We start from the raw sequence: 21,193 nt of genomic DNA, 5'->3' as shown, positions 1-21,193 counted from the left end.
GGACCGGATATGGCTGAAGAGTTGAATGCCCTCAGGGACAAAATCGATGCGGTGGACAAGCAGCTGATCGATCTGCTGGCTGCCCGTCTCGCCCTGGTGGGGGAAGTGGGGGAAGTGAAGAGCCGGCACGGCCTGCCCATCTATGCACCGGATCGGGAGGCGAGCATGCTGGCCCGCCGCCGCGCCGAGGCCGAGGCACTGGGGGTGCCGGGGGACCTTATCGAGGATGTGCTGCGTCGGGTGATGCGCGAATCCTATATTCTGGAGTCCGCCAGCGACAAAGAGCACCACTTCAAGTGCATGAAGCCTGAGCTCGGCAAGGTGGTGATCATCGGTGGCGAGGGGCAGCTTGGCCGCCTGTTCGGCAACCTGTTCAGCCTCTCGGGCTACCGGGTCGAGACCCTGGGTCAGGCCGACTGGCCGCGCGCCGACGAGATCCTGCACGGTGCCGGGCTGGTGATGGTGGCGGTGCCCATCGACGTCACCTGCGAGGTGATCGACCGGCTCGGCAACCTGCCGGCGGACTGCCTGCTGGTGGACGTGACCAGCGTCAAGAGTGAACCGCTTGCCCATATGCTGGCGGTACACCAGGGGCCGGTGCTGGGGCTGCACCCCATGTTCGGGCCGGATGTGGCGAGCCTCGCCAAACAGGTGATCGTCTGCTGTCAGGGGCGCGAGCCCACCGCCAGCCAGTGGCTGCTGGAGCAGATGACCATCTGGGGGGCGCGTTTGCAGCAGGTGGAGGCCAAGGCTCACGACGAGGCGATGACCTTTATCCAGGCGCTGCGCCACTTCGCCACTTTCGCCTACGGCTGGCACCTCTCCCGCGAGCAGGCCAACATCGATCGTCTGCTGGCGTTGAGCTCCCCCATCTACCGGCTGGAGCTGGCCATGGTGGGACGGCTGTTCGCCCAGGATCCCCACCTCTACGCCGACATCATACTGTCGTCGCCGCAGAATCTGGCGATGATCCGCCGCTACTACCAGAACTTCGGCGAGGCGCTGGGCCTGCTGGAGCGGGGGGACCGGGAGGGTTTCATCGAGGCCTTCAGCCAGGTCTCCGGTTTCTTCGGCGAGCGGGCGGACGAGTTCCTGCGTGAAAGCCGCACCCTGCTGGCGCAGGCCAACGATCGTCGTCATCACGGCTGAGAATAACCAAAAGCAAAAGGGGCCTGTCGGCCCCTTTTGCTTTTGCACTCCCGCTTGTGCACTGTACCGCCTCTATTCTGGCTGCGGCAAGCGCAGATCGGCGCCATCCCAGCCCAGCGGCAGGGTCAGCAACTGATCGATCAGCTCCCGCCGATCGGATTTTTCCAGATAGGCGAGGTAGAGCGGACGGCTCAAGGCCTGGGCGCCTTCCACCAGGTGCAGGCGCCCCTGCTCCAGGAAGGGGCTCACCATGCGCCTTGGCAGATAGGCGGCGCCGCCGTTGGCCAGCACGAACTGCAGCGCCATGTTGGCGGAGCTCGAGTGCAGCACCGGGGTCTTTTGCAGGCTCTGCAGCCGGCTGGGCTGGGGTTCGAAACTGGTTCCCCAATCCAGATGAATGTGCGGCATCTGCATCAGGCTGTCGGCGTTGGCAGCGGCATCCCGGCTCACCAGCTCGAACACCAGCTCGCCGATAGGGTGCAGGGCAATCTCGTCGATCTTGGTCGGCTCGGAGAGCAGGGCGAGATCGAGGGAGCGCTCCAGCAACTGGCGGCACAGGTGCTCGCGGGAGGCTGTCTCGAGCCGCACCGCCAGACCGGGGGCCAGGGCATAGACATGGTTGAGCCAGTCGTTGAAGTCGAGCTCCCAGAACACCGCGGGGGCGCCGATGGCGAGCTGCTGGCTGAAACCGGGGGAGAGGGCCACATCCTGCTTGGCGCGGCCCAGGGTATGCAAGATGGCGTCTGCGTAGGGCAGCAGACGCTCACCGGAGGCGGTCAGGCGGATGTTGTTGCGATGACGGGCAAACAGACTGACCCCGAGTTGCTGTTCGAGCTGGCGGATCCGAAAGCTCACCGCCGACTGGGTCAGGTAGAGATTTTCAGCTGCCCGGCCGAAGTGCCGGGTCTTGCTGACCTCGATAAACGTCCGAAGCAGTTCGGTATCCATTAATCGATGGACTCGTCGCTGCCACCACCGCTGCCACCTTCAAAGCCGCCACCACCGGTCTCCTCGTTGGCACCGCCAGCGACGGTGCACAGCCGGTGCACGCGCTTGGGACCGATCACCTTCAGATACTTGAACCACACCTTGGCGTGGGGGTTGCTGCCGGCGGCGCCGGATTTGACCTGTTCGATAAAGGCGCTTTCTACGTCATCGCGCGGGGCCAGATTGCCCTGATAGAGCGCGAGCATGGCGGTGCCGTATTTTTCCAGACTGTCCGCTTCGGCCACAGTGAATTCGCCACTGCGACGCAGGCCACGGGGAAAATGTTTGAAGTCGTTGAAACGCTTGTCTGATTCGAAGCTCATAGTGCTCTTTTTCTGGTTAGTTTGACCTTTGCGGGCAAGTATCATCAGGCCGTCGCAGAGTGCAAAATCAATTTTTTCACTATATGGATAAATATCTTTAATCGAAAGCGGTTTAGCCATGATCCAGTGGGCCTGAGCCGGGGGGAAGGGCAAAAAAGTGAGAAAAAAAGCGGAGTTATGTCAGGTTCTGTAAAGGTTGGAGCCTCTGGTCAGACGACATTTGGCTAAAAATAAAGCGCCATTCGGCGCTCTATTTTGTTGTATTCATGAACCAAAGCGGGAGGTTTGGTCTCGATGGAGACTCACTCTATCATGGCTGGCTGAGCCAGGGTGTCGGCACGCCACAGACGGTAGCGCACTTCATACTCCTGCGGTACGTAGAGCACGAACGGCAGCTTGGAGTTGTAGTTCACGAAGAAGCCCTGACCGTAGATCTGGACGAAGGTCTCTTTCTTCTGGCCATCCGGGCAGGCCATCAGGGTGCTGATGGGATCGGACACCTTGCCGAGCATCAGGTAGTTGTAGCCCCAGCCTTTGACGCTGTGCTGTTCCAGGTTGCCGGCAAAGCGCGGCACATTGCAATCGACCATCATTTTCTTGCCGACCTGCAGCTCGACCATCATGTCGGCTTCGTTCTCGACTTCCGGCAGGCGGATCACCACACGTTCCTGGTTCACTTCGGCGGCCGGGAACATGCTGATATCAAATTTTTTCGGTTCGGCGGCGAAGGCATGGCCGCCCAGCAACAAGGCGCCCAGCAGGCTAAAACGCAATACGGTTTTCATCTGTACCTCATGGGGTTGGTTCAACGCCGCTAGACTAACCGCTCTGCCCGTTTCATGCCAGCGATCTGCTACGTAAAAACTGCGTAAAATGACGCAGATCCGGCACACAATGACGTGTTCTGGCTATTTTCTGACAGGACGAAAGAGAGGCGAAGCGACAGGCCGGGTGCCAAACATGGGTGGCCAGCCGGGATCCTGTGCTCATCGGGATCCCCTGGCCACCCGGCTTCATCAGCGCACCAGCAACACCTGCTTGGCCCAGGCGCCGGGCGCCCGCATGCCGACGGCGCCGCTGGTGATATCCAGATAGGCGACCCCCTTGCTGGCCGGCACCGGGGTCGAGGACCAGAGGTAGACGTAACCGTCGTTCACCTCTTTTCCTTCACCGGCCATGGCGCGGGGGAAGATGGTTTCGTTGAGCGCTGGCTTGTAGCAGGCGGACTCCAGCACGCTGGCCAGCTCCTTGATGGTGGGCAGGCGCCAGCCGCCGTGGCCGCCGAAGTGGTAGAGGGCATGGCTCGGCTCGGTGCGGATCCGCTCGGCGGTCAGCAGGGCCTGCTGCCAGTAAAGCCGGGTCGGCTCGCCTTGGCAGCTCTGGTTGCGCCAGGTCTGGCCGAGCTGGCAGCGCATCCAGGTCAGGCCGGTGGATCGATCCGTGACGGTGCCGTTGCCGCGGTCGATGAAGCGGGCGGTGGGGCTGGTTCTGGGCATGCTGTCATCACAGATGGCGGTGGCCAGGGCGAGGGGGCTGCCAAGGGTCAGCAGCAGGGTCAACATCAAGCGGTTCATCGGGTTACCTCCGCCACCAGTCGCAGTTGCAGACCGTTGGCATCATCGCTGTTTTGAACTGTGGTGGCGTAGTCGGTGCCGGCGTCATCGCCAAGGAAGATATGGGCAATGGCGCTGATGGGAGCGCTCTCCAGCCGGCGCGAGGGGGTCAGGGTCTGGCTCCAGTAGTAGCCGCTGAAATCCTTGCTGGTGGTGCCGACATCGGGGAAGTAGCGCACGTCCATGCTCACCGGCTGGTCGTCCTGGCGGGCGAGGGAGCCGTAGTGCTGCAGGCTCATCAGCTCGCGCGAGTGGGGCATGCGCCAGCTGGTAATGCCGCACAACTGCTGGGCGTTGAGCCACTGGCGGTACTGCTCCGTGGTGCAGATGGCTTCGCCATCCGGGCAGGCGTAGTCCAGTTCTTGCTGGGTGGGGTGATAGTCGCCAAGCTCCCAGGCGAAGGTACGGTGCAGATCGCGCGGGCTGGCGGGATCATCGAGCTTCTTCTCCCAGACCAGGCCGGTGTTGAGATCTTCCACGCACTCCCAGACGGGGGCGTCATCAGCCAGCGGCTGGCCCTTGCCATCCAGCTTGCGATAGTGCAGCGGCGCCTTGTTGAGGCTGGCCTCCTGCCCCGGGTGATCGGCGGGCTCCTGGGTGAGCAGGTAATCGACCCCGTCCGTGTAGGTGGTGACGCCACTGCCGGTGATCAGTGGATGGGAGTGCTGTTGCAGCAGCCGGGCGCTGACGTGCTCCTGCTGGCTGGCCAGCTCGCCGTGCAGGGCAAAGTGGCTGGCCAGCTCGGGCAGCAGGCTGCCGATGGCAGGCCACACCAGCATATGCAGGGTGGCGGTCGAGAAGCCCTCCTGCGCCTTCAGGTCGGTCTCGACGACTGCCTGCAGCAGCTGGCCCAGCGCCAGGTTGAAGTCGCTCAGCCGGGAGAGGGCGGCCAGATCCTGGTCCGGTTGCAGCGGCGCCAGCGCACTCAGCAGCTGGTCGAGGGCTTGCCTCGGGGGCTGCCCCTCGGCGATGCGGTATTGCAGCAGGGTGCTGAGCGGGCTGGGGGTCAGATGCTGGCCGTCGAGCCGGGCGGCGGGGTGCAGCAGCACGGGGGCGGCCGGGTTGCTTGGTAAAAACAGCAAGGTACTGGTCAACAGCGCCGGGGCGCTGCCGCTCAACCGGTGAGTACCGGCCGCGCCGCTGACACTGGGCTCCCCCGCATCACAAGATGCATTCTGGTTGAGGTTGACGCAGAGGGTGCCGGCTTCGGGCAGGGTCACGGTCAGGCTGTAGTCGGGGGCCGCCAGCGGCGCCTCGTCCGAGCCGCCACCGCCACAGGCGGTGAGCAGGGGGGCCAGCAGGCAGGCCAGGCGGGAGTAATGTGGTGTCATCTCTTGTCCTTGGGCAAGGGGGCCTTGGCCCCCTCTTCTTATATATGGGATGGGGTGGATTCAGGTGCGCTGGCGCAGGCGGCGCCAGAGCGTCAGCGGCAGCAACCAGAGCAGGTTGGCTGACCCGCCGCCGCTGCCGTCGTCCACCTGGAAGTGGATGATGCCGTCATCAGGCGGAGTGACCGGCTTGCTGCACTGGGCGCCGGTGCGCTGGCTGATGCTCCAGCCGTTGATGCGGCCCCGATTGCCGGGCTTGCTGTCCACTATCTCCAGGGTCCAGCGGCCGGCCAGCGGCTCCCCTTCCAGCGCGCTGAAGGGCTGCAGGGGCAGCAGCTCGGTGGGGAACACCCCCTTGAGGCGCGGCAATGGGCTGTAGCCCTTGTTCCAGATCTGGATGCGGGTGCCGGAGGGGGAGTTGAGCCAGATCTCCAGCTCATCGAGCGCCGGGTGTTGCAGATCCAGGTTCAGTTGCAGCCGGTCGCTCACCCTGGCCTCGCTGTTCTCTATCAGCAGGCTGGTTTCACTGAGGCCACGCACCTCGTCGCTCATGGCATCGCTCAAGGTGAGCGGCTGGCCGCTGGCACGGCTGACGATGGGGGCGCCGATGGGCAGGGTCAGAGACTGCTGCCACTGGCGCTCGGTCGGGCTGGTGCCGCTCATGGAGAGGCTCACCGGCAGCACCACCTCGTCGCCACAGGCGAGCGGGCTCTGGGCCAGCAGGCGCAGGGTGGTGGTCATGCTGGCACCCGCCGCGAGGGTCGCCGGTTGCCAGCTGTAAGGATCGGCCTGCAACCCGGTTGGCAGGGTGAGAGCCAGCTCATTGAGGGTGACCGGCGCCTTGCCCTGGTTGGTGAGGGTCAGCTGCACCGACTGGCGCTGCCCCAGCTCGATGACGCTGCCATCACTGAGGCCCACATTGACCGGAGCCTGCAACAGGCCATGCTGGCGAAACGCCTGCTCCAGCAGCCTGGCATAAGGGCGCGCCGGGTAGAGCCGGGCGGCGGTATCCACCGTGATGCGGGCCAGTTGCGGCATGCGGATGGCCGGGCCGAGACCGAAGTGGGACTCGATGATCAGGCGATCAAACTCGTCCCGCGCCCCTTCGCCCTGCTCGGCGACCGCGGCCAGCAGCGCCTGGAACAGCGGGGTGCCCCACAGCTGGTCGCCATTGCTGCCGTTGATGGTGCGGTGGGCCGGGTAGTTGTAATCCGGGTGGTAGCGGGCGCGCAGATCGTCCAGCTGACGTGGGGTGCGGTCGGTGAAGCGGGCATCCCAGTTGAACACCATGGCGGGTTCGAACTGGCGGCCGGCTTCGCTGCGCTGGCGGTGGCTGGCGGCCAGGTAGTCGCTGAAGCCTTCGCCGATGGCGCCCCAGTCCGCCTCGTCCCCGAGATCCGGCACTATGTGATGCTGCACCGCATGGCCGAACTCGTGCCAGATCACCATGGGATCCTCGGCATCGGGCACGCCGCTGCGACCCAGCTCCAGCCGGCGCTCGAACGGATCGTAGAGGGAGTTGTCCTGATAGCCGGCCTCGGTGTCGATGTCGAGCGCCCCCGGAATGAGATCGACAAAGCCGAGGCGCTTGAGGTGGCGCTGGGCCAGATCCAGGTGGTAGTAGGCGTTGATGTCGGCAAAGCCGCGATCATCGCGGGTGAGACGAAACGCCTGCGGGTTGTCGGCGCTGAAGGGGGCGGTGTCCGGCTCCATGGCATCCACCACCCGGGCGTGGGGGCCGCTCAGCAGATAGCGTCCACCCGCCAGGGTGACCGGCAACGGCACCTTGTCCTGATAGGCGGCGTCCGCCAGTTGCAGGGCTTCGTGCCAGACCAGGCTGGCATCGCGCAGCTGGGTACGGGGATCCGGATCGAATACCCGAGCCTCCAGCTGGGTGTCGCCGGCGTCGGCGACGCGGCTGGCCCGGGTGGTGGCCGCATCCATCCAGCGACCGAGCTCGCGGCTGCCGTCACAGCTGGCGAACAGCTGCACATAGCTGGCCTTGGCGTTGCCCGCCTGATGCTCGCGTACCCGTTGGCGCAGGGCCGGCACCAGGGTGTCGCCGTCACGCCAGTACCAGGCCTCGACCGGACCAAGGGTGTCGATGTCGCTGCCGCCATCGCGCAGCTGCTCCAGCAAGGGATCCAGAGTGCCAGCGGCGTCACAGCCGGGTTCGCTGCTCTGCAGCGGCCGGCTGTTGTGATAGATGCGCCAGGGCTTGCCTGTTTGATCGACGCTGACGGCGGCCTGGATGGTGGCCACCGGCAGGCCGTTGACCAGCTGGCGGAAGCTGTAGTGATGACCGAGCAGACTGGCCCGCTCGTAGTCGGGGGCCAGGCTCACACCCAGGCGCTGTTCGAGCCACTGCTTGGGTGTGGTGGTCAGCGGTTGTTCATCGACAAACTGCAGCTCGGCCGCCAGCAGCGGCTGGGAGAGCAGGGTTGCCGCCAGCCAGAGGGCCAGGGAAGAGGGTTTCATGGTTTACTCCAACACAAAAATGAGAAAAGGGATCACCGGCGGGCGCCCGCCAGGGTGAGCAGGAAGGCGTACTCGCGGGCCGCCTGCTGGCGCGCGTTGCCCGGGCTTATGCGGTGGCCGCCGTCGAGGGCCGTGCTGAGCAGATAGGGGCCCGGCCCCGTGCTGTGTTCCCGCAGGCGGGCCACCCACTTGAGTGGCTCCCAGTAGGGCACCTGACTGTCGTGCAGCCCGGCCGTCACATAGACGGGGGGGTAGGGGGCCGCATGCAGGTTGTCGTAAGGGCTCAGACGGCGCATGGCGGCGTAATCGGCGGCAATGGCCGGGTTGCCCCACTCGGCGTACTCCTGGCGGGTGAGCGGCAGTTCGGGATCGCTCATGGTGCCGATGAGATCGACGAAGGGCACCTGCAACACGGCCCCGGCGAAGCGGGTCGGCGCCTGGTTGAGGGCCGCCGCCACCAGCAGGCCGCCGGCGCTGCCGCCCATGGCGAACAGCCGGGCGGGGTCGATGGCGGGATCCCGGGCCAGCGCATCGGCCACGGTCAGGAAGTCGTCCACGCTGTGCTGCTTGTGGCGACCGCGTCCGGCCAGATACCACGCATCCCCCAGCATGCCGCCGCCGCGCACGTGGGCGATTGCGTAGACGAAGCCGCGATCCAGCAGACTCAGCACCTGGGGCTGGTAGTAGGGGCGCATGGGGGTACCGTAGGCACCATAGCCGTAGAGCAGCAGTGCCTTGGGAGTGTGGATGTCCTTGCGCCACACCAGGGAGACCGGCACCTTGACGCCATCCTTGCCCACCACCCAGCGCCGCTCGCTCTGGTAGGGGGAGGGGAGGGCGGCCCGGGGGTCCGGCAGCCAGCGGCCGCTGGCGAGATCGAGCTGGCGCTGGTGCGGCGGCTCGGCCATGCCCTGGCGGCGGATCAGGAGCTGCCCGCTGGCGGGGTCGTGGGCGCCCTGGATCCAGGCCGTGCCGGCCCCCTCGGTCAGCAGCAGGCGATGGCTGAGCCGGCCGCGGCCATCCAGCACGTCGAGCCAGTCATCCCCGTGATGGCGATACTGCAGCACCGTGTAGTCGGCAAACAGGCGCCACTTCTCGAGGCTCCTCTGCTCGCCAGACCAGAGCAGTTGCCACTCTCCCTTGGCCACCTGGCTCAGGTCGGCCACCTGATAGAGGCCGAGGGCACCGTCCCGGTTGCTCTTGAGCAGCACCCGCTCCCCCTGGGTATCCAGGTAGTACTCGAGGCCAGCCTGACGAGCCTTGAGCAGAGCCGGCGTGCCCGCGTCCAGCAGGTACTGCTCCGCGCTGTCGTGGTTGTTGCTCTGCAGCAGCAGGTGGCGCCGATCCGTGGTGTGATAGAGGCTCAGCAGCCAGGCAGGGTCCGCCTCCTGGTGGATCTGCTGCTCCTTGCCATCGCGCCAGGCCCACAGCTGCCAGGGGTGCAGGGTGCGAGGTTCGTTGGCGATGGTGTAGAGGGTCTTGCCATCCAGGCTCCAGAGCAGATCGCTGGCCCTGTGGGTCAGGGTGGCCAGGGGCTTGCCGTCGGCCAGATCGAGCAGGGTGATGCGGTAATCCCGATCGCCCTGCAGATCTTCGGCCAGGGCCAGCCAGCGCCCGTTCGGGTGCAGGGCCCAGCTGGCGAGCTCGTAGTAGCCGCTGGCCGGCTGGCGGGCCGCCAGCCGTTGGCGGGGCTCAGCCTGCTCGCCGCCTCGCTGCCACAGGCGGCCGTCGGCTTCCATCCGCCACTGGCTGCCCGCCTCGCGCAGCCACTCTTGCGGCATGGACTCGCCGCGCGTTTGTGCCTGCCACTCGGCCTGCAGCGCCTGCTCCAGCGGTCGCTGCGCGGCGAGCAGCTGCTCGGTCCAGCGGTTCTGCTCGCCCAGCAGGGCCAGCAGGGCGGGATCCTGACGGCTGTCGTCGCGCCAGCCGCCATAGGGATCGAGCCGGGCCCGCTCCCCCGGCATCGGCAACGGGCGGTGAGGAATAAGCGGGGCCACGATCGGCGCCGAGGTGACGACGGCCTGGCTCTGGGTATCGGCAGGTGCAAGGGCGGCAGACTGGGCGGGCGCCGGATTGGCCAGCAGGCTGGCCAGCATCAGGAGTGCGTGCATCAGAGCCCCACGAAGGTGTAGCGCAGGCTGGCGCTCAGGGAGCGGCCCGTCTGGGTGTAGAGGCCTGCATCCGTGCCCGCTTCCTGCCCGGCGACGTCCTGATAGCGGGTGTAGCGGGTGTCGAGCAGGTTGTCGAGCTTGAGGTTGGCCTTGAGGGCGTCGGTGATCTGCCAGTCGGCGGTCAGGGCGAAGCTGAGCCAGCCTGCGGTTTTCAGGCACTCGCCCTGCTGCTGGGTCAGGCTGTTGCCACAGCTAGGTACCCGGCTCATGGCGGCGGCGTAGTCGGCCTGCAGCCCCAGGCTCCAGTCGTTGGCCTGATAGCTGAGGCGGGTGTTGCCCTCGAGCGGGGTGAGGTTGCGCGGTGATTCGCCCTGGCTGGTCTTGCCGTCGACCCAGCCCAGCTTGGTGGCCAGCTCCCACTGCTGGGTCAGCCAGTAGCTGGCGGCGATCTCGGCGCCCCAGGTTTCAGACTTGGCGACGTTGCGGTATTGACGCAGCATGACCCCGTCGCTCAGACGAAAGCCCACCTGACGCCAGTCGACGAAGTTGTAGTAGCGGTTGTAAAAGAGGGCCGGCTTGATGCTCCACTCATCCCCTTCGCCGCTCACCCCCCACTCGAAGCTGTGGCTGGTCTCCTCCTTGAGGGCCGGGTTGGCGATGATCTCGAACGGCGGCAGGGCAAAGTAGTGGGGGATGTTGCCGTACACCTTGTCGTAGGAGGGGGCGCTGAAGCCGTTGGCGTAGCTCAGCCAACTGCGCCACTGCTCGTTGAAGCGGTAGCTGGTGGCCAGGCTCGGCGAGATATGCCAGCTGTGGTTGCTCTCGCCCCGGCCGTCCTGCGGGCTCAGCCACTGCTGATCCATGCGCAGGGTCGGGGTGAACTGCCACTGGCCCAGGGTCGCCACGTCACCCAGCCAGATGCCGGCCCGATCGGTGCGGGCGCTGCTGAAGGGAGCGGACTGGGTGGGCTGGGGGATGCCGGCTTCCAGCATCAGCTTCTCCACCGGTCGCTCGTGCCGGGTGCGCGCCAGCTCGATGCCGTAGCTCAGCTTGTGCGCGATGGCACCGGTGACCAGATCACGGCGGATATCCAGCTCGCTGCCGATCAGCTGTTCGGTGAAGGTGGCCAGCTCCCGCTCGCTGCGATAGCGGGGGTAGCCGCTCAGCTCGTCATTTTGCAGCAGGCTGCGCTTGTTGGCGGTGTTTTTGGCGTAGTTGCCGTGCAGGTTCCAGGTAAAACGGTCGGCCAGCGGGTGGCCGAGATCCTGCGCCTCCCAGCTCAGCTTGCCGCCCTGGGAACGTTGGGTACCGTTCTCGCGATACTGGCGCACCTGCCACTTGCCGTCGGGCTGGGGAATTTCGCGCGGCCCCTGATCCCGCTTGGCATTGTCTTCGAAGTAGTCGAGCTCGAGGCGCAGCAGATGCTGTTCATTGAGGGTCAGGCTGGAGCTGGTGGAGGCGCTCAGGCCATCGAGATCCGCCGGGATGCGGCTCTGGTCGTAGTTGGCGGTCTCGTGTCCCTGCCAGCCGGAGAGGCGCAGCAGGTGGGCGCTCTCGCCCCAGCGGGCCGCGCCGGTGGCGCTCAGTTTCTGCTTGTCGCTGCTGCCGTCGTGCAGCACCTTGCTGCTGAGGTAGGCATCCTGCCCCTGCAGGTAATCTTCCGGCTGCTTGGTGGTGATGACCACGGTGCCGCCGATGGCGTCCGAGCCGTGCAGGGCGGAGCCGGCTCCCTTGGCCACCTCGATCTGCTTGACGTCATCGAGATCGAAGCTGAAACGGCCCACCTTGTCGTTGAGGTCGTCGGCGCCGAAGCCGTCGCTGACCCGGACCCCATCCTTGATGATCAGCACCCGGTTGCCACCGATGCCGCGGATGCTGATGTTTTGCGGCCGGCCCGCCGAGCCGGTCACCGAGACGCCGGGTTCGTTCTTGAACACGTCGGTGAGCTCGGTGGCTATCTGGCGTTCCAGATCCTCTTCGGTGATGACGGTGATGGAGCCGGAGATGTCGGACAGTTTCTGTTCGACCCGCTGACCCTTGACCACTATGGTCTCGCGCGCCTTGGGCGGGGTGGTGCCGGAGGTGTCTATGCCGGCGGGATCGCCGGCGGCCAGTGCTGTACCGGACAGCAGCATGGGCCAGTAGTGAAGCAGTGTTTTCATGTTGAGAATAATTATTATTTGAGCCTGAAGGCCGCGGATTATTGCAGAGAGGTCCAGCCAGATCAACGATTGATAATCATTATCATTTTGTTTTTATGATCCTGATCAGACTGCATTTTTTGATGAGGGCATCAGTAGCGATGCGGGCCAACGTTTGCGCCTGCAGGGCGCTGGGCGGGCAGGCAGGGGATGAAACGGGGTAGGGGGGCAAGGTGTTGGCTGAGGGGGCTGCAGTTCATGCCAAGGTGATATCGGCAATAAAAAACCCGCTGCAGGAGCGGGTTTTCAAGGGGCATGAGGCGGCTATCAGGGGGCGCGATAGAAGCGGTTCAGCTCGTTCATCACCTGGATCATGACGCCCATGTCGGGGGTGCCGTGCTTGATGGGACGGTAGCTGTTTCGCTCCAGCAGCTCGAAGTCACCCTGCTTGTTGAAGTGGGTGATGGTGTTGCCCTGATAGATGGCAAAGTCGCGCTGATCCCCCGCCAGCAGCCAGTTGCGCGGGCTGGTGTCGAACAGGTTGCGGCCGATGCTGTAGTCCCGTGGCGCATTGCGCACCCCCAGCATGCTCTGCATCAGGGTCGGTACCAGATCCAGGTGGCTGCTCACCGGGCTCGTCGGCAGGGTATCGTTGCCGGGCCAGGCCAGCACGAACGGCACTTGCACCTGATAGGGCGAGTAGTTGGTGCCATAGCCCCAGCTGTTGTTCTGGGTTTCGTTGAACTCCTGACCATGGTTGGCTGTGACCACGACGATGGTCTGCTCGCCAAGCCCCTGCTGTTGCAGCTGGGCCAGCATCTGTTCCAGCAACTGGTCGGTATAGAAGACCGCGTTCTTGTAGCGGTTCTCCAGCTTCACCAGATTCTCGGCCTGATAGGCGGTGGCCGGGTTGAACTTGGTGAGCTCCGGCTGGAAGGGCCCCTTCACGTTGGCCGGCAGCTGGTAGTCACCCGGGCTCGACAGATAGACCAGCGAGAACCAGGGGCGGTCCGGCGAGCGCTTGGCAAGCCACTGCTGCCAGTCGCCGATGAGCTGGGTGTCGTCGGTCTGCTCGGAGACGAACACCTGCTTGCGCAGGCCGGAGAGAATGCTCTGGCGGTACTTCTGGGCATCTTCCAGCGCGCCGAACAGGCCGAACTGGTAGTCCTGGCGCAGCATCTCGTCGAACAGCACCGGCGGTGTCTTGTCGTTGCGAATGTCGTCGTAGTAGTGACCCGGCAGGCCGTAGAACAGGCTGAACATCCCCATCACATCGTCGTTGCCGCCGCTCATGTGGTTGGCAAAGTTGAGGTGCTGATCCGCATAACGCTGCAGATTGGGCATGTTGATATTGTTGAGCATGTCGGCCCGCAGGGAGTCGACCACCACGATCAGCAGGTTCTTGTGGGTCAGCGGAGCGTTGACGCTGAGCGGGCGCAGCGGGTAGCGCAAGCGGCTCGCATTGTCACCATCCTGTGATTCGGCCTTTTTCTCGTACTGATCCAGATCCAGCCAGCCGTGCTTGGCGAGGAAGCTCTTGGCGGTCATCGGGTAGGAGAGCGGGAAGTTGGCGCGCTGCATGGTGATGGGCTGATACAGGGTGGCATCGGCCCAGCTGTTGACCACGTGGGTCAGGATGAAGCAGACCAGCAGGGCCAGCCCCACCTGATTGCCGTACTGACGGCGCTTGCGCTTGTTGATCTTGCGCCAGACATAGGCCGACAGCAGCAGCTGCACCAGGAAGATGGTGGGCACCGCCACGAAGATGATGCTCCAGATCGAGCCCTCCTCGGTCTGGGCCTGATCCAGCAGCAACTGCCACACCTGGCCGTTGAGGTGGAATTTGAACAGCTGGAACACCTGGGTGTCGATGAGCAGCAGCACCAGCGCCAGGGTGGCGATGATGGCCGAGATGAAGCGCAGCGGCTTCTCTTTGGGCAGCACGAAACTCAGGGGGAAGATCGTCAACAGATAGGTGACAAAGCTCAGAAACGAGAAGTGACCGATCCAGCTGATGATGAGATAGGTCACGCCGAGCGTGGTCGACGGCCAGCTGATCGCCCCCAGGTAGCGGGTGGCAATCAGCATGGCCAGAATGATGTTGAAGAAGGAGAACCAATGCCCCCAGGTGATCAGGCGAGAAACATTATCACGATAGGGGTTGCCGGTTTCGACCATAGTGATCCATCTGCTTGAAAAACATCAAAGAATGCGAAGAGACTCAGTGAGCATCGTGGCGATGATCCACCGAGGCGGTGAGCGCCTGGATGTATTTTTCGGTGATCGCCTGACGCTGGGCCGGGGCCATGCCATTGATGATATTGGTGGTCAGGTTGCCGAGCACCATCAGACTCAGATCCACCGGCGCCTTGTGCTTCTCCAGGGCGGTGATCAGGTCGTTCATCAGGGCGTCAAACTGCTCGTTATTGTACTTTGATACGATGGGCATAATCTTGGGTTCATCTCGGTTCAAAGCGCCTTATAATACTTCACCCTTTCGGCTAACACTATGGCTTTGTGACATGAGTCTCGATATCGACAAGATCATTCTTCACTCCCTGCGCCAGGGCGGCGATGGTCAACCTCACGCCGACACCCGCAGCCAGCTCCTGCCTGCCGATGAGGCGGTACAGGGGCTGATGGCGGAGCTGCATCGCATTTACAACGGCAAGGGGGGCAAGGGCTTCGGCTTCTTTGCCGACCCCGAGGCCGCCGTCGCCGAGCTGGCGGAGGGTGAGAACGCCCCCAAACAGCCTTCTCCGCTCTTTCGCATCGCCCTCGAACGGCTGCTCGGCGAACAGACCGACTTCGTCCCCTTCTCGGTCGAGATGACCCAGCTGCTGGTCAAGCAGCTGGTGGAGCACGCCCTCGACGAGCAGGGGGTGCTGCTGTTTGCCAAATACAACTACGTGGGGGTGGATTATCTGATGATCGCCCTGCTGGAGGGCAAGGAGAGCGTCACCGTCAGCGAGGCGCTGGAGCTGCGTCACATCCAGTATCTGGATATCGGCAAATTGAACCTGGTGGCCCGCATCGATCTGACCGAATGGAAAACCCAGCCGGATTCACGCCGTTATATCACCTTCAGCAAGGGTCGGGTCGGCCGCAAGCTGGGTGACTTTTTCATGGATCTGCTGGGTGCCCGCGAGGGGATGGATGCCAAGATCCAGAATAAGGGGCTGCTGCAGGCGGTGGACGATTATTGCGACAGCCGTCAGCTCGAGCCGGCCGAGCGCAACGACTACAAGAAACAGGTCTTCAAATATTGCACCGAGCAGGCCAGCGCCGGTGAAGAGATCGAAATCAAGGAACTGTCGGCGGAATTGCCGGGCGATGGAGATCTCGATTTTTACAGCTTCATCGGTCAGGAGTACGAGCTGGAAGATCGCTTCCCGGCCGATCGTTCGACCCTGCGCGGCTTGACCAAGTTCGTCGGCTCCGGTGGCGGGCTGACTTTGAGCTTCGAGCAGAAGCTGCTCAACAGCCGGGTGTTCTACGATCCCCAGACCGATACCCTGACTATCAAGGGGGTCCCGCCCAACCTCAAGGATCAGCTGCTGCGCCAGTCGTAATGTGATCTGCTTTCCAGTTTTGGCAAAAAGACACCGCACTTCGCTGCGGTGTCTTTTTATTTAACGGGGTAGGCAGCAGCGAAACCAACTCGGTGCTTTGTTAACAAATTAAACAGAATAATCCCCGTGAAAGGGTTTTCAGTGAGGTGAAAACCCTTTCACTCGTGTTTTTTTATTTCTCTTTGGTAATTTAATTTCTTAATTTGGCGATAAATATGCCAATAAATGGCGATAACCCCCTGAAATAAGAAAATGTTTTCAGAACTTTCTGGAAGAAAATACGTAATTGCGTTTCAAAAATGCGAGTTGCGTCATGTGAGGCGGTAACGGCTTGGGATAATATTCATCTCGCACACAATGCTCTTACAGCGCGGAACTAATACAAGGAAAGGCTCATGAAAAAGAAATTGCTGTCATCCCTGATCGGTCTGGCTACTCTGGGCGTGGCTTGCTCTGCCACTGCCGCCATTGACGAAGGTCAACTGACCATCTGGATTAACGGTGACAAGGGATACAATGGTCTGGCCGAAGTAGGTAAGAAGTTTGAAGCCGAAACCGGCATCAAGGTGACGGTTGCGCACCCTGATCAGGTGGAAGTGAAATTCCAGCAAGCCGCTGCCACCGGCAACGGCCCGGACATCTTCTTCTGGGCTCACGACCGTTACGGTGAGTGGGTCAAGGCCGGTCTGCTGGTCCCCGTGACCCCGAATGCAGCCACCAAAGCCAAGTTTGAACAGTTCGCCTGGGATGCCATGACCGTCGATGGCAAGACCTACGGCTACCCGGTTGCCGTGGAAGCGGTCAGCCTGATTTACAACAAGGATCTGCTGCCGGAGCCGCCGAAGACCTTCGAAGAGATCGCCAAAATTGACGAGACTCTGAAGAAGAACGGCAAGCGCGCCATCATGTGGGCCTATGACACCCCCTATTTCAGCTACCCGCTGGTGGCTGCCAACGGTGGTTATGCCTTCAAGAAAACCGCTACCGGTTATGACGTGAAAGATACCGGCGTGGCCAACGCGGGTGCCAAGGCCGGTGTCGGCTACATCTCCGAGATGATCAAGTCCGGTCACCTGGAAAAAGGCATCGACTACGGTGTGATGGACGCCAAGTTCAACAAGGGCGAAGTGGCCATGATGATCAACGGTCCCTGGGCCTGGAGCAACCTGGACAAGAGCGGCATCAAGTACGGCGTAGCGCCGCTGCCGACCCTGAAGGGTAAACCGGCCAAGGCCTTCGTCGGCGTGCTGGGTGCCACCATCAACGCCGCCAGCCCGAACAAGGATCTGGCCATCGAGTTCCTGGAAAACTACCTGCTGACCGACGCCGGTCTGGCACCGGTCAACGCCGACAAGCCGCTGGGCGCCGTGGCGCTGAAGTCCTTCCAGAAGACCCTGGAATCCGACCCGCACATCAAGGCAACCATGCAAAACGCCCAGAATGGCGAGCCGATGCCGTCCGTGCCTGAGATGAGCCGTTTCTGGTCCTCCTTCGAAACTGCCCTCAAGAACGTAACCTCCGGCCGTCAGAGCGTTGACGAAGCCTTGGATACCGCTGCCAAGCGTATCGTTCAGTAAGCACGCACTACCCGGGAGGCCGCAACGGCCTCCCACTCTCTCAAATCTCTCTTGGCGTTATAAAGGTTAATTGGCATGGAAGTAGTACCTTCTATTGAATCCTATGCCGGTCCGAAGGATAAGCACACCTGGCTTAAGTGGACCATTGCTGCTCTGGTAGCCATCCTCAACGGTTATGCAGCCGTGATGATGTACGCCAGCGGTGAGTGGGTATTCGCTCTGCTGGATCTGGTGGTGGTCTCCGTCGGTCTGTATGTCTTCATGAACAAGAAGACCTATGCCCACCGCTATATCTTCCCCGGTGTGGCCGGCATGGTTGTTTTTATCATCTTCCCTCTTGCCTACACGATCGGCATCGCCTTCACCAACTATTCGGGATCCAACCTGCTCTCCATCGAGCAGGCGCGGGATTACCATCTGAAAAAAACCTACAAGGTGGCGGGCGGTGAATTCGATTTCACCCTCTTGGGTGGTGAGAACAATCAGTTTCAGCTGCTGCTGAAACAGGACGACCAATCCTTTATCAGTCAACCCGTTACCCTGATGAGCAACAAGGCCCGTGAACTGGCTGTCCGCGAGGGCAGAGTCCATGAACCGGTGCAGGTTGTTCAGCTGCAACACCTGGCAGGGGAGGCCGTGGACAAGGTGGCTCCCATCCGGGCCATCGTCGACCATCGCACCCACCTGAGCGCACTCGATCTGGTGCTGCCGGATGGCGGAACCCACCTGACCTTGAGCAGCCTGCGCAAGTTCGCCGCCCAGAAGCAGCAGTACACCCGTCTGCTGGACGGTGCCGTGCTCAAGTCCGGGGTGGTGATCAAAGACAGCAACCTGCTGCGTGACAACCAGAGCGGCGAGCTGATGCTGCCCAACGGCGACACCGGCTTCTATCAATACATCGACGAGCAGGGCCAGTTTGTCGGCAAGAGCGTGGCGCCAGGCTTCGTGGTGAGCGTGGGCTGGAAGAACTTCGCCCGCATCGTCACCGATCCGGGTATCCAGGCACCGTTCCTGCAGATCTTCATCTGGACCGTGATCTTCTCCGCCTGTTCGGTGGGCTTCACCCTGGCCATCGGCATGGTGCTGGCCTGTCTGGTGCAGTGGGAGTCCCTCAAGGGGCGCGGCTTCTACCGGGTCATGCTGATCCTGCCCTATGCCATCCCGGCGTTCATCTCCATCCTGGTGTTCAAGGGCTTGTTCAACCAGAACTTCGGTGAGATCAACCTGTTCCTGGAAGCGGCGTTCGGCATCAAGCCGGACTGGTATACCAACCCCTTCCTGGCCAAGGTGATGATCCTCATCGTCAACACCTGGCTTGGCTACCCCTACATGATGATCCTCTGCATGGGGCTGCTCAAAGCCATTCCGGAAGATCTCTATGAAGCGTCCGCCATGGACGGTGCCGGTCCGGTGCAGAACTTCTTCAAGATCACAGTGCCGCTCTTGATGAAGCCGCTGACGCCGCTGTTGATTGCCTCGTTCGCGTTCAACTTCAACAACTTCGTGCTCATCCAGTTGTTGACCAACGGCGCGCCGGACATCATAGGCGCCAGCACCCCGGCCGGTACCACCGACTTGCTGGTGAGCTACACCTACCGGATCGCGTTCCAGGGCTCGGGTGGTCAGGACTACGGTCTGGCCAGTGCCATCGCCACCGCCATCTTCCTCATCGTAGGTGCGCTGGCCTTGCTCAACCTGAAATTGTCCAAAGCCGACAAGCAACTGTAAGGAGGCTTCAACATGGCAATCGTACAACCCAAATCAGTCAAATACCGGGTGTGGGCAACCCACCTGGTGATGTGGGGCTTCCTGGCACTGATCATCTTCCCGCTGATCATGGTCATCGCCATCTCGTTTAGAAACGGCAACTTCGCGGTAGGGGAGATCATCCCCTCCAACCCGACCCTGGATCACTGGAAGCTGGCGCTGGGCATGTCCATCACCAACGCCGATGGCAGCATCACGCCGCCGCCGTTCCCGGTGCTGACCTGGTTGTGGAACTCCATCAAGATCGCGGGCATCACCGCCCTGATGATCGTGGTGCTCTCCACCACCTGTGCCTATGCCTTCGCCCGCCTGCGTTTTCGTGGCAAGTCCACCATCCTGCAGGGCATGCTGATTTTCCAGATGTTCCCGGCGGTGCTGGCACTGGTGGCCATCTATGCGCTGTTCAACAAGATTGGTGACTACATCCCCTGGTTGGGTCTCAACACCCACGGCGGCCTGATCCTGGCCTACATGGGCGGCATCGCCCTGCATGTCTGGACCATCAAGGGCTACTTCGAGACCATCGACTCCTCTCTGGAGGAGGCGGCGGCCATCGACGGTGCCACCCCGTGGCAGGCATTCCGCCTGATCCTGTTGCCCCTGTCGGTGCCCATCCTGGCGGTGGTGTTCATCCTGGCCTTCATCGGTTCCATTACCGAGGTGCCCATGGCCTCCATCCTGCTGCAGGATGTGAACAATCTGACCCTGGCGGTCGGGGCTCAGCAGTACCTCTATCCGCAGAACTACCTGTGGGGCGACTTTGCCGCGGCGGCCGTGCTGTCGGGCTTCCCCATCACAGTGGTGTTCCTGCTCGCACAGCGCTGGTTGGTAGGTGGTCTCACTGCCGGCGGCGTGAAAGGTTAAGGTTCATGGCCGGGGGAGCCGACTCCCCCCGCCATCACGATTTGCAAAGATTCAAGAGCGGAGCTCGACATGGCTGAAGTAGTACTCAACAACGTTCGCAAAAATTACGACCCGGCTGTTCACAAGGACACCCTGCGCAATATCAACCTGGCCATCAAGGAAGGGGAGTTCATCGTCTTCGTCGGTCCGTCCGGTTGCGGCAAGTCCACCTTGCTGCGGATGATCGCGGGTCTGGAAGACATCACCAGCGGCGAGCTGACCATCGGTGGTCGTTACATGAACGACGTGCCGCCGGTAGAGCGCAACGTGGGCATGGTGTTCCAGTCCTACGCCCTCTATCCGCACATGAACATCTACGAGAACATGGCCTTCGGCCTCAAGCTCAAGAAGATGGACAAGGAGAACATCCACAAGCGGGTGATGCGTGCCGCCGAGATCCTGGGTCTCGAGCCGCTGCTGGACCGCAAGCCCAAGGCACTCTCCGGCGGTCAGCGCCAGCGGGTCGCCATCGGCCGCTCCATCGTCCAGCAGCCGCAGGTGTTCCTGTTTGACGAACCCCTCTCCAACCTGGATGCCGCGCTGCGGGTCAAGATGCGCATCGAGATTGCCAAGCTGCACAAGGAGCTCAACTCCACCATCATCTACGTGACCCACGACCAGGTGGAGGCGATGACGCTGGCCAACCGCATCGTGGTGCTGAGCCCGCTCAAGGGCGAGGCGACCACCAACCTGGAGCAGTTCGGTACCCCGCTCGAGCTCTACCACAACCCGGACAACAAGTTCGTGGCCGGTTTCATCGGCTCTCCCAAGATGAACTTCCTGGCCGGCGAGCTGGTGGAGATTGGCGAGCAGGAGTGCGTGGTCAAGCTGACCACCGGCGATACCGTGCGTGCCCGGGTCGATGCCCGCAGCGGCGCGGTCGGCGACAAGGTGGAGCTGGGCATTCGTCCCGAGCACCTGGTGCCGCTGGATCACCCCCATGCCGACAGCAAGGTGAGCGGGGTGGTGCAGGTGGCTGAACACCTGGGGGCCGAATCCTTCGTCTACATGGACGTGGCAGGGCACGACTTCACCGTCAAGGCCAGCTCCGACGTGGACGTGGCCACAGGCCAGCAGTACAGCGTCGGCATTCCGGCCGAAGCCTGCTACCTGTTCGATGCCAAGGAGCAAGCCTTCCCGCGCACGGCCAAATACATCCGCACCTGATCAGGGGCGGCTGCCGAGGTTTTCCTTTCTTTAGATTCAATGCCTTTTTGCCGGTCGCAAGACCGGCTTTTTATTGC

At 62.7% G+C, this 21,193-nt stretch carries 16 protein-coding genes; 6 read left to right on the top strand and 10 right to left on the bottom strand.

What is annotated here, in order from left to right; all coding sequences use genetic code 11:
• Positions 1 to 9: 9 nt before the first annotated feature.
• Positions 10 to 1,149 (top strand): bifunctional chorismate mutase/prephenate dehydrogenase, encoded by a 1,140-nt coding sequence (tyrA, locus tag PG899_RS00285; RefSeq protein WP_024943718.1) that lies wholly within the window; start codon positions 10 to 12, stop codon positions 1,147 to 1,149.
• A 72-nt stretch (positions 1,150 to 1,221) separates the two neighbouring features.
• Here tyrA and hdfR read toward each other — a convergent pair whose 3' ends face one another.
• From hdfR to PG899_RS00235, 10 genes are all read right to left on the bottom strand, one after another.
• On the bottom strand, positions 1,222 to 2,097 hold the full coding sequence (hdfR, locus tag PG899_RS00280) for an HTH-type transcriptional regulator HdfR (protein ID WP_016350308.1): 876 nt from the start codon (positions 2,095 to 2,097) through the stop codon (positions 1,222 to 1,224).
• Positions 2,097 to 2,459 carry a DUF413 domain-containing protein gene (gene maoP / locus PG899_RS00275; protein WP_016350309.1) on the bottom strand — a complete coding sequence of 121 codons (363 nt, stop codon included), beginning with the start codon at positions 2,457 to 2,459 and terminating at the stop codon, positions 2,097 to 2,099. Before maoP ends, hdfR begins: the two co-directional genes overlap by 1 nt.
• A gap of 302 nt (positions 2,460 to 2,761) precedes the next feature.
• Complete coding sequence (eco, locus tag PG899_RS00270) at positions 2,762 to 3,244, bottom strand: serine protease inhibitor ecotin (RefSeq protein WP_005299572.1); 483 nt, start codon at positions 3,242 to 3,244, stop codon at positions 2,762 to 2,764.
• A gap of 231 nt (positions 3,245 to 3,475) precedes the next feature.
• The gene (locus PG899_RS00265) at positions 3,476 to 4,033 is read right to left on the bottom strand and encodes an Lcl C-terminal domain-containing protein (RefSeq protein WP_024943716.1); all 558 of its coding nucleotides are present in this window, start codon (positions 4,031 to 4,033) and stop codon (positions 3,476 to 3,478) included.
• Positions 4,030 to 5,403: an Lcl C-terminal domain-containing protein gene (locus PG899_RS00260; RefSeq protein WP_024943715.1), complete on the bottom strand. Its 1,374-nt coding sequence runs from the start codon at positions 5,401 to 5,403 to the stop codon at positions 4,030 to 4,032. The genes PG899_RS00265 and PG899_RS00260 overlap by 4 nt, the downstream gene beginning before the upstream one ends.
• Positions 5,404 to 5,463: 60 nt before the next feature.
• Positions 5,464 to 7,878, bottom strand: a complete 2,415-nt coding sequence (locus tag PG899_RS00255; protein ID WP_024943714.1) for a proprotein convertase P-domain-containing protein — start codon at positions 7,876 to 7,878, stop codon at positions 5,464 to 5,466.
• A 32-nt stretch (positions 7,879 to 7,910) separates the two neighbouring features.
• Positions 7,911 to 9,989, bottom strand: a complete 2,079-nt coding sequence (locus PG899_RS00250; RefSeq protein WP_270696750.1) for a prolyl oligopeptidase family serine peptidase — start codon at positions 9,987 to 9,989, stop codon at positions 7,911 to 7,913.
• Positions 9,989 to 12,151 carry a TonB-dependent hemoglobin/transferrin/lactoferrin family receptor gene (locus PG899_RS00245; RefSeq protein ID WP_024943712.1) on the bottom strand — a complete coding sequence of 721 codons (2,163 nt, stop codon included), beginning with the start codon at positions 12,149 to 12,151 and terminating at the stop codon, positions 9,989 to 9,991. Before PG899_RS00245 ends, PG899_RS00250 begins: the two co-directional genes overlap by 1 nt.
• Before the next feature lie 306 nt (positions 12,152 to 12,457).
• On the bottom strand, positions 12,458 to 14,308 hold the full coding sequence (locus PG899_RS00240; protein ID WP_016350314.1) for a DUF3413 domain-containing protein: 1,851 nt from the start codon (positions 14,306 to 14,308) through the stop codon (positions 12,458 to 12,460).
• Positions 14,309 to 14,351: 43 nt separating this feature from the next.
• Positions 14,352 to 14,579: a DUF1414 domain-containing protein gene (locus PG899_RS00235; protein WP_011705556.1), complete on the bottom strand. Its 228-nt coding sequence runs from the start codon at positions 14,577 to 14,579 to the stop codon at positions 14,352 to 14,354.
• Positions 14,580 to 14,652: 73 nt separating this feature from the next.
• Here PG899_RS00235 and yejK point away from each other — a divergent pair, with 73 nt between their 5' ends.
• From yejK to PG899_RS00210, 5 genes are all read left to right on the top strand, one after another.
• The gene (yejK, locus tag PG899_RS00230) at positions 14,653 to 15,702 is read left to right on the top strand and encodes a nucleoid-associated protein YejK (protein WP_024943711.1); all 1,050 of its coding nucleotides are present in this window, start codon (positions 14,653 to 14,655) and stop codon (positions 15,700 to 15,702) included.
• 395 nt (positions 15,703 to 16,097) lie between these two features.
• Positions 16,098 to 17,279, top strand: coding sequence for a maltose/maltodextrin ABC transporter substrate-binding protein MalE (malE, locus tag PG899_RS00225; protein ID WP_011705558.1), 1,182 nt, complete (start codon positions 16,098 to 16,100; stop codon positions 17,277 to 17,279).
• A 75-nt stretch (positions 17,280 to 17,354) separates the two neighbouring features.
• Positions 17,355 to 19,007 (top strand): maltose ABC transporter permease MalF, encoded by a 1,653-nt coding sequence (gene malF / locus PG899_RS00220; RefSeq protein WP_024943710.1) that lies wholly within the window; start codon positions 17,355 to 17,357, stop codon positions 19,005 to 19,007.
• Positions 19,008 to 19,019: 12 nt separating this feature from the next.
• Positions 19,020 to 19,910 (top strand): maltose ABC transporter permease MalG, encoded by an 891-nt coding sequence (malG, locus tag PG899_RS00215; protein ID WP_005299600.1) that lies wholly within the window; start codon positions 19,020 to 19,022, stop codon positions 19,908 to 19,910.
• 69 nt (positions 19,911 to 19,979) lie between these two features.
• Complete coding sequence (locus PG899_RS00210; RefSeq protein ID WP_011705560.1) at positions 19,980 to 21,116, top strand: ABC transporter ATP-binding protein; 1,137 nt, start codon at positions 19,980 to 19,982, stop codon at positions 21,114 to 21,116.
• Positions 21,117 to 21,193: the final 77 nt, after the last annotated feature.

The sequence above is a fragment of the Aeromonas sp. QDB39 genome (assembly GCF_027707585.1).
GTDB classification, from domain to species: Bacteria; Pseudomonadota; Gammaproteobacteria; order Enterobacterales; family Aeromonadaceae; genus Aeromonas; species Aeromonas hydrophila.
The sequence above is the reverse complement of the archived record's forward strand: the minus strand, read 5'-3'. Positions and strand labels throughout refer to the sequence as shown.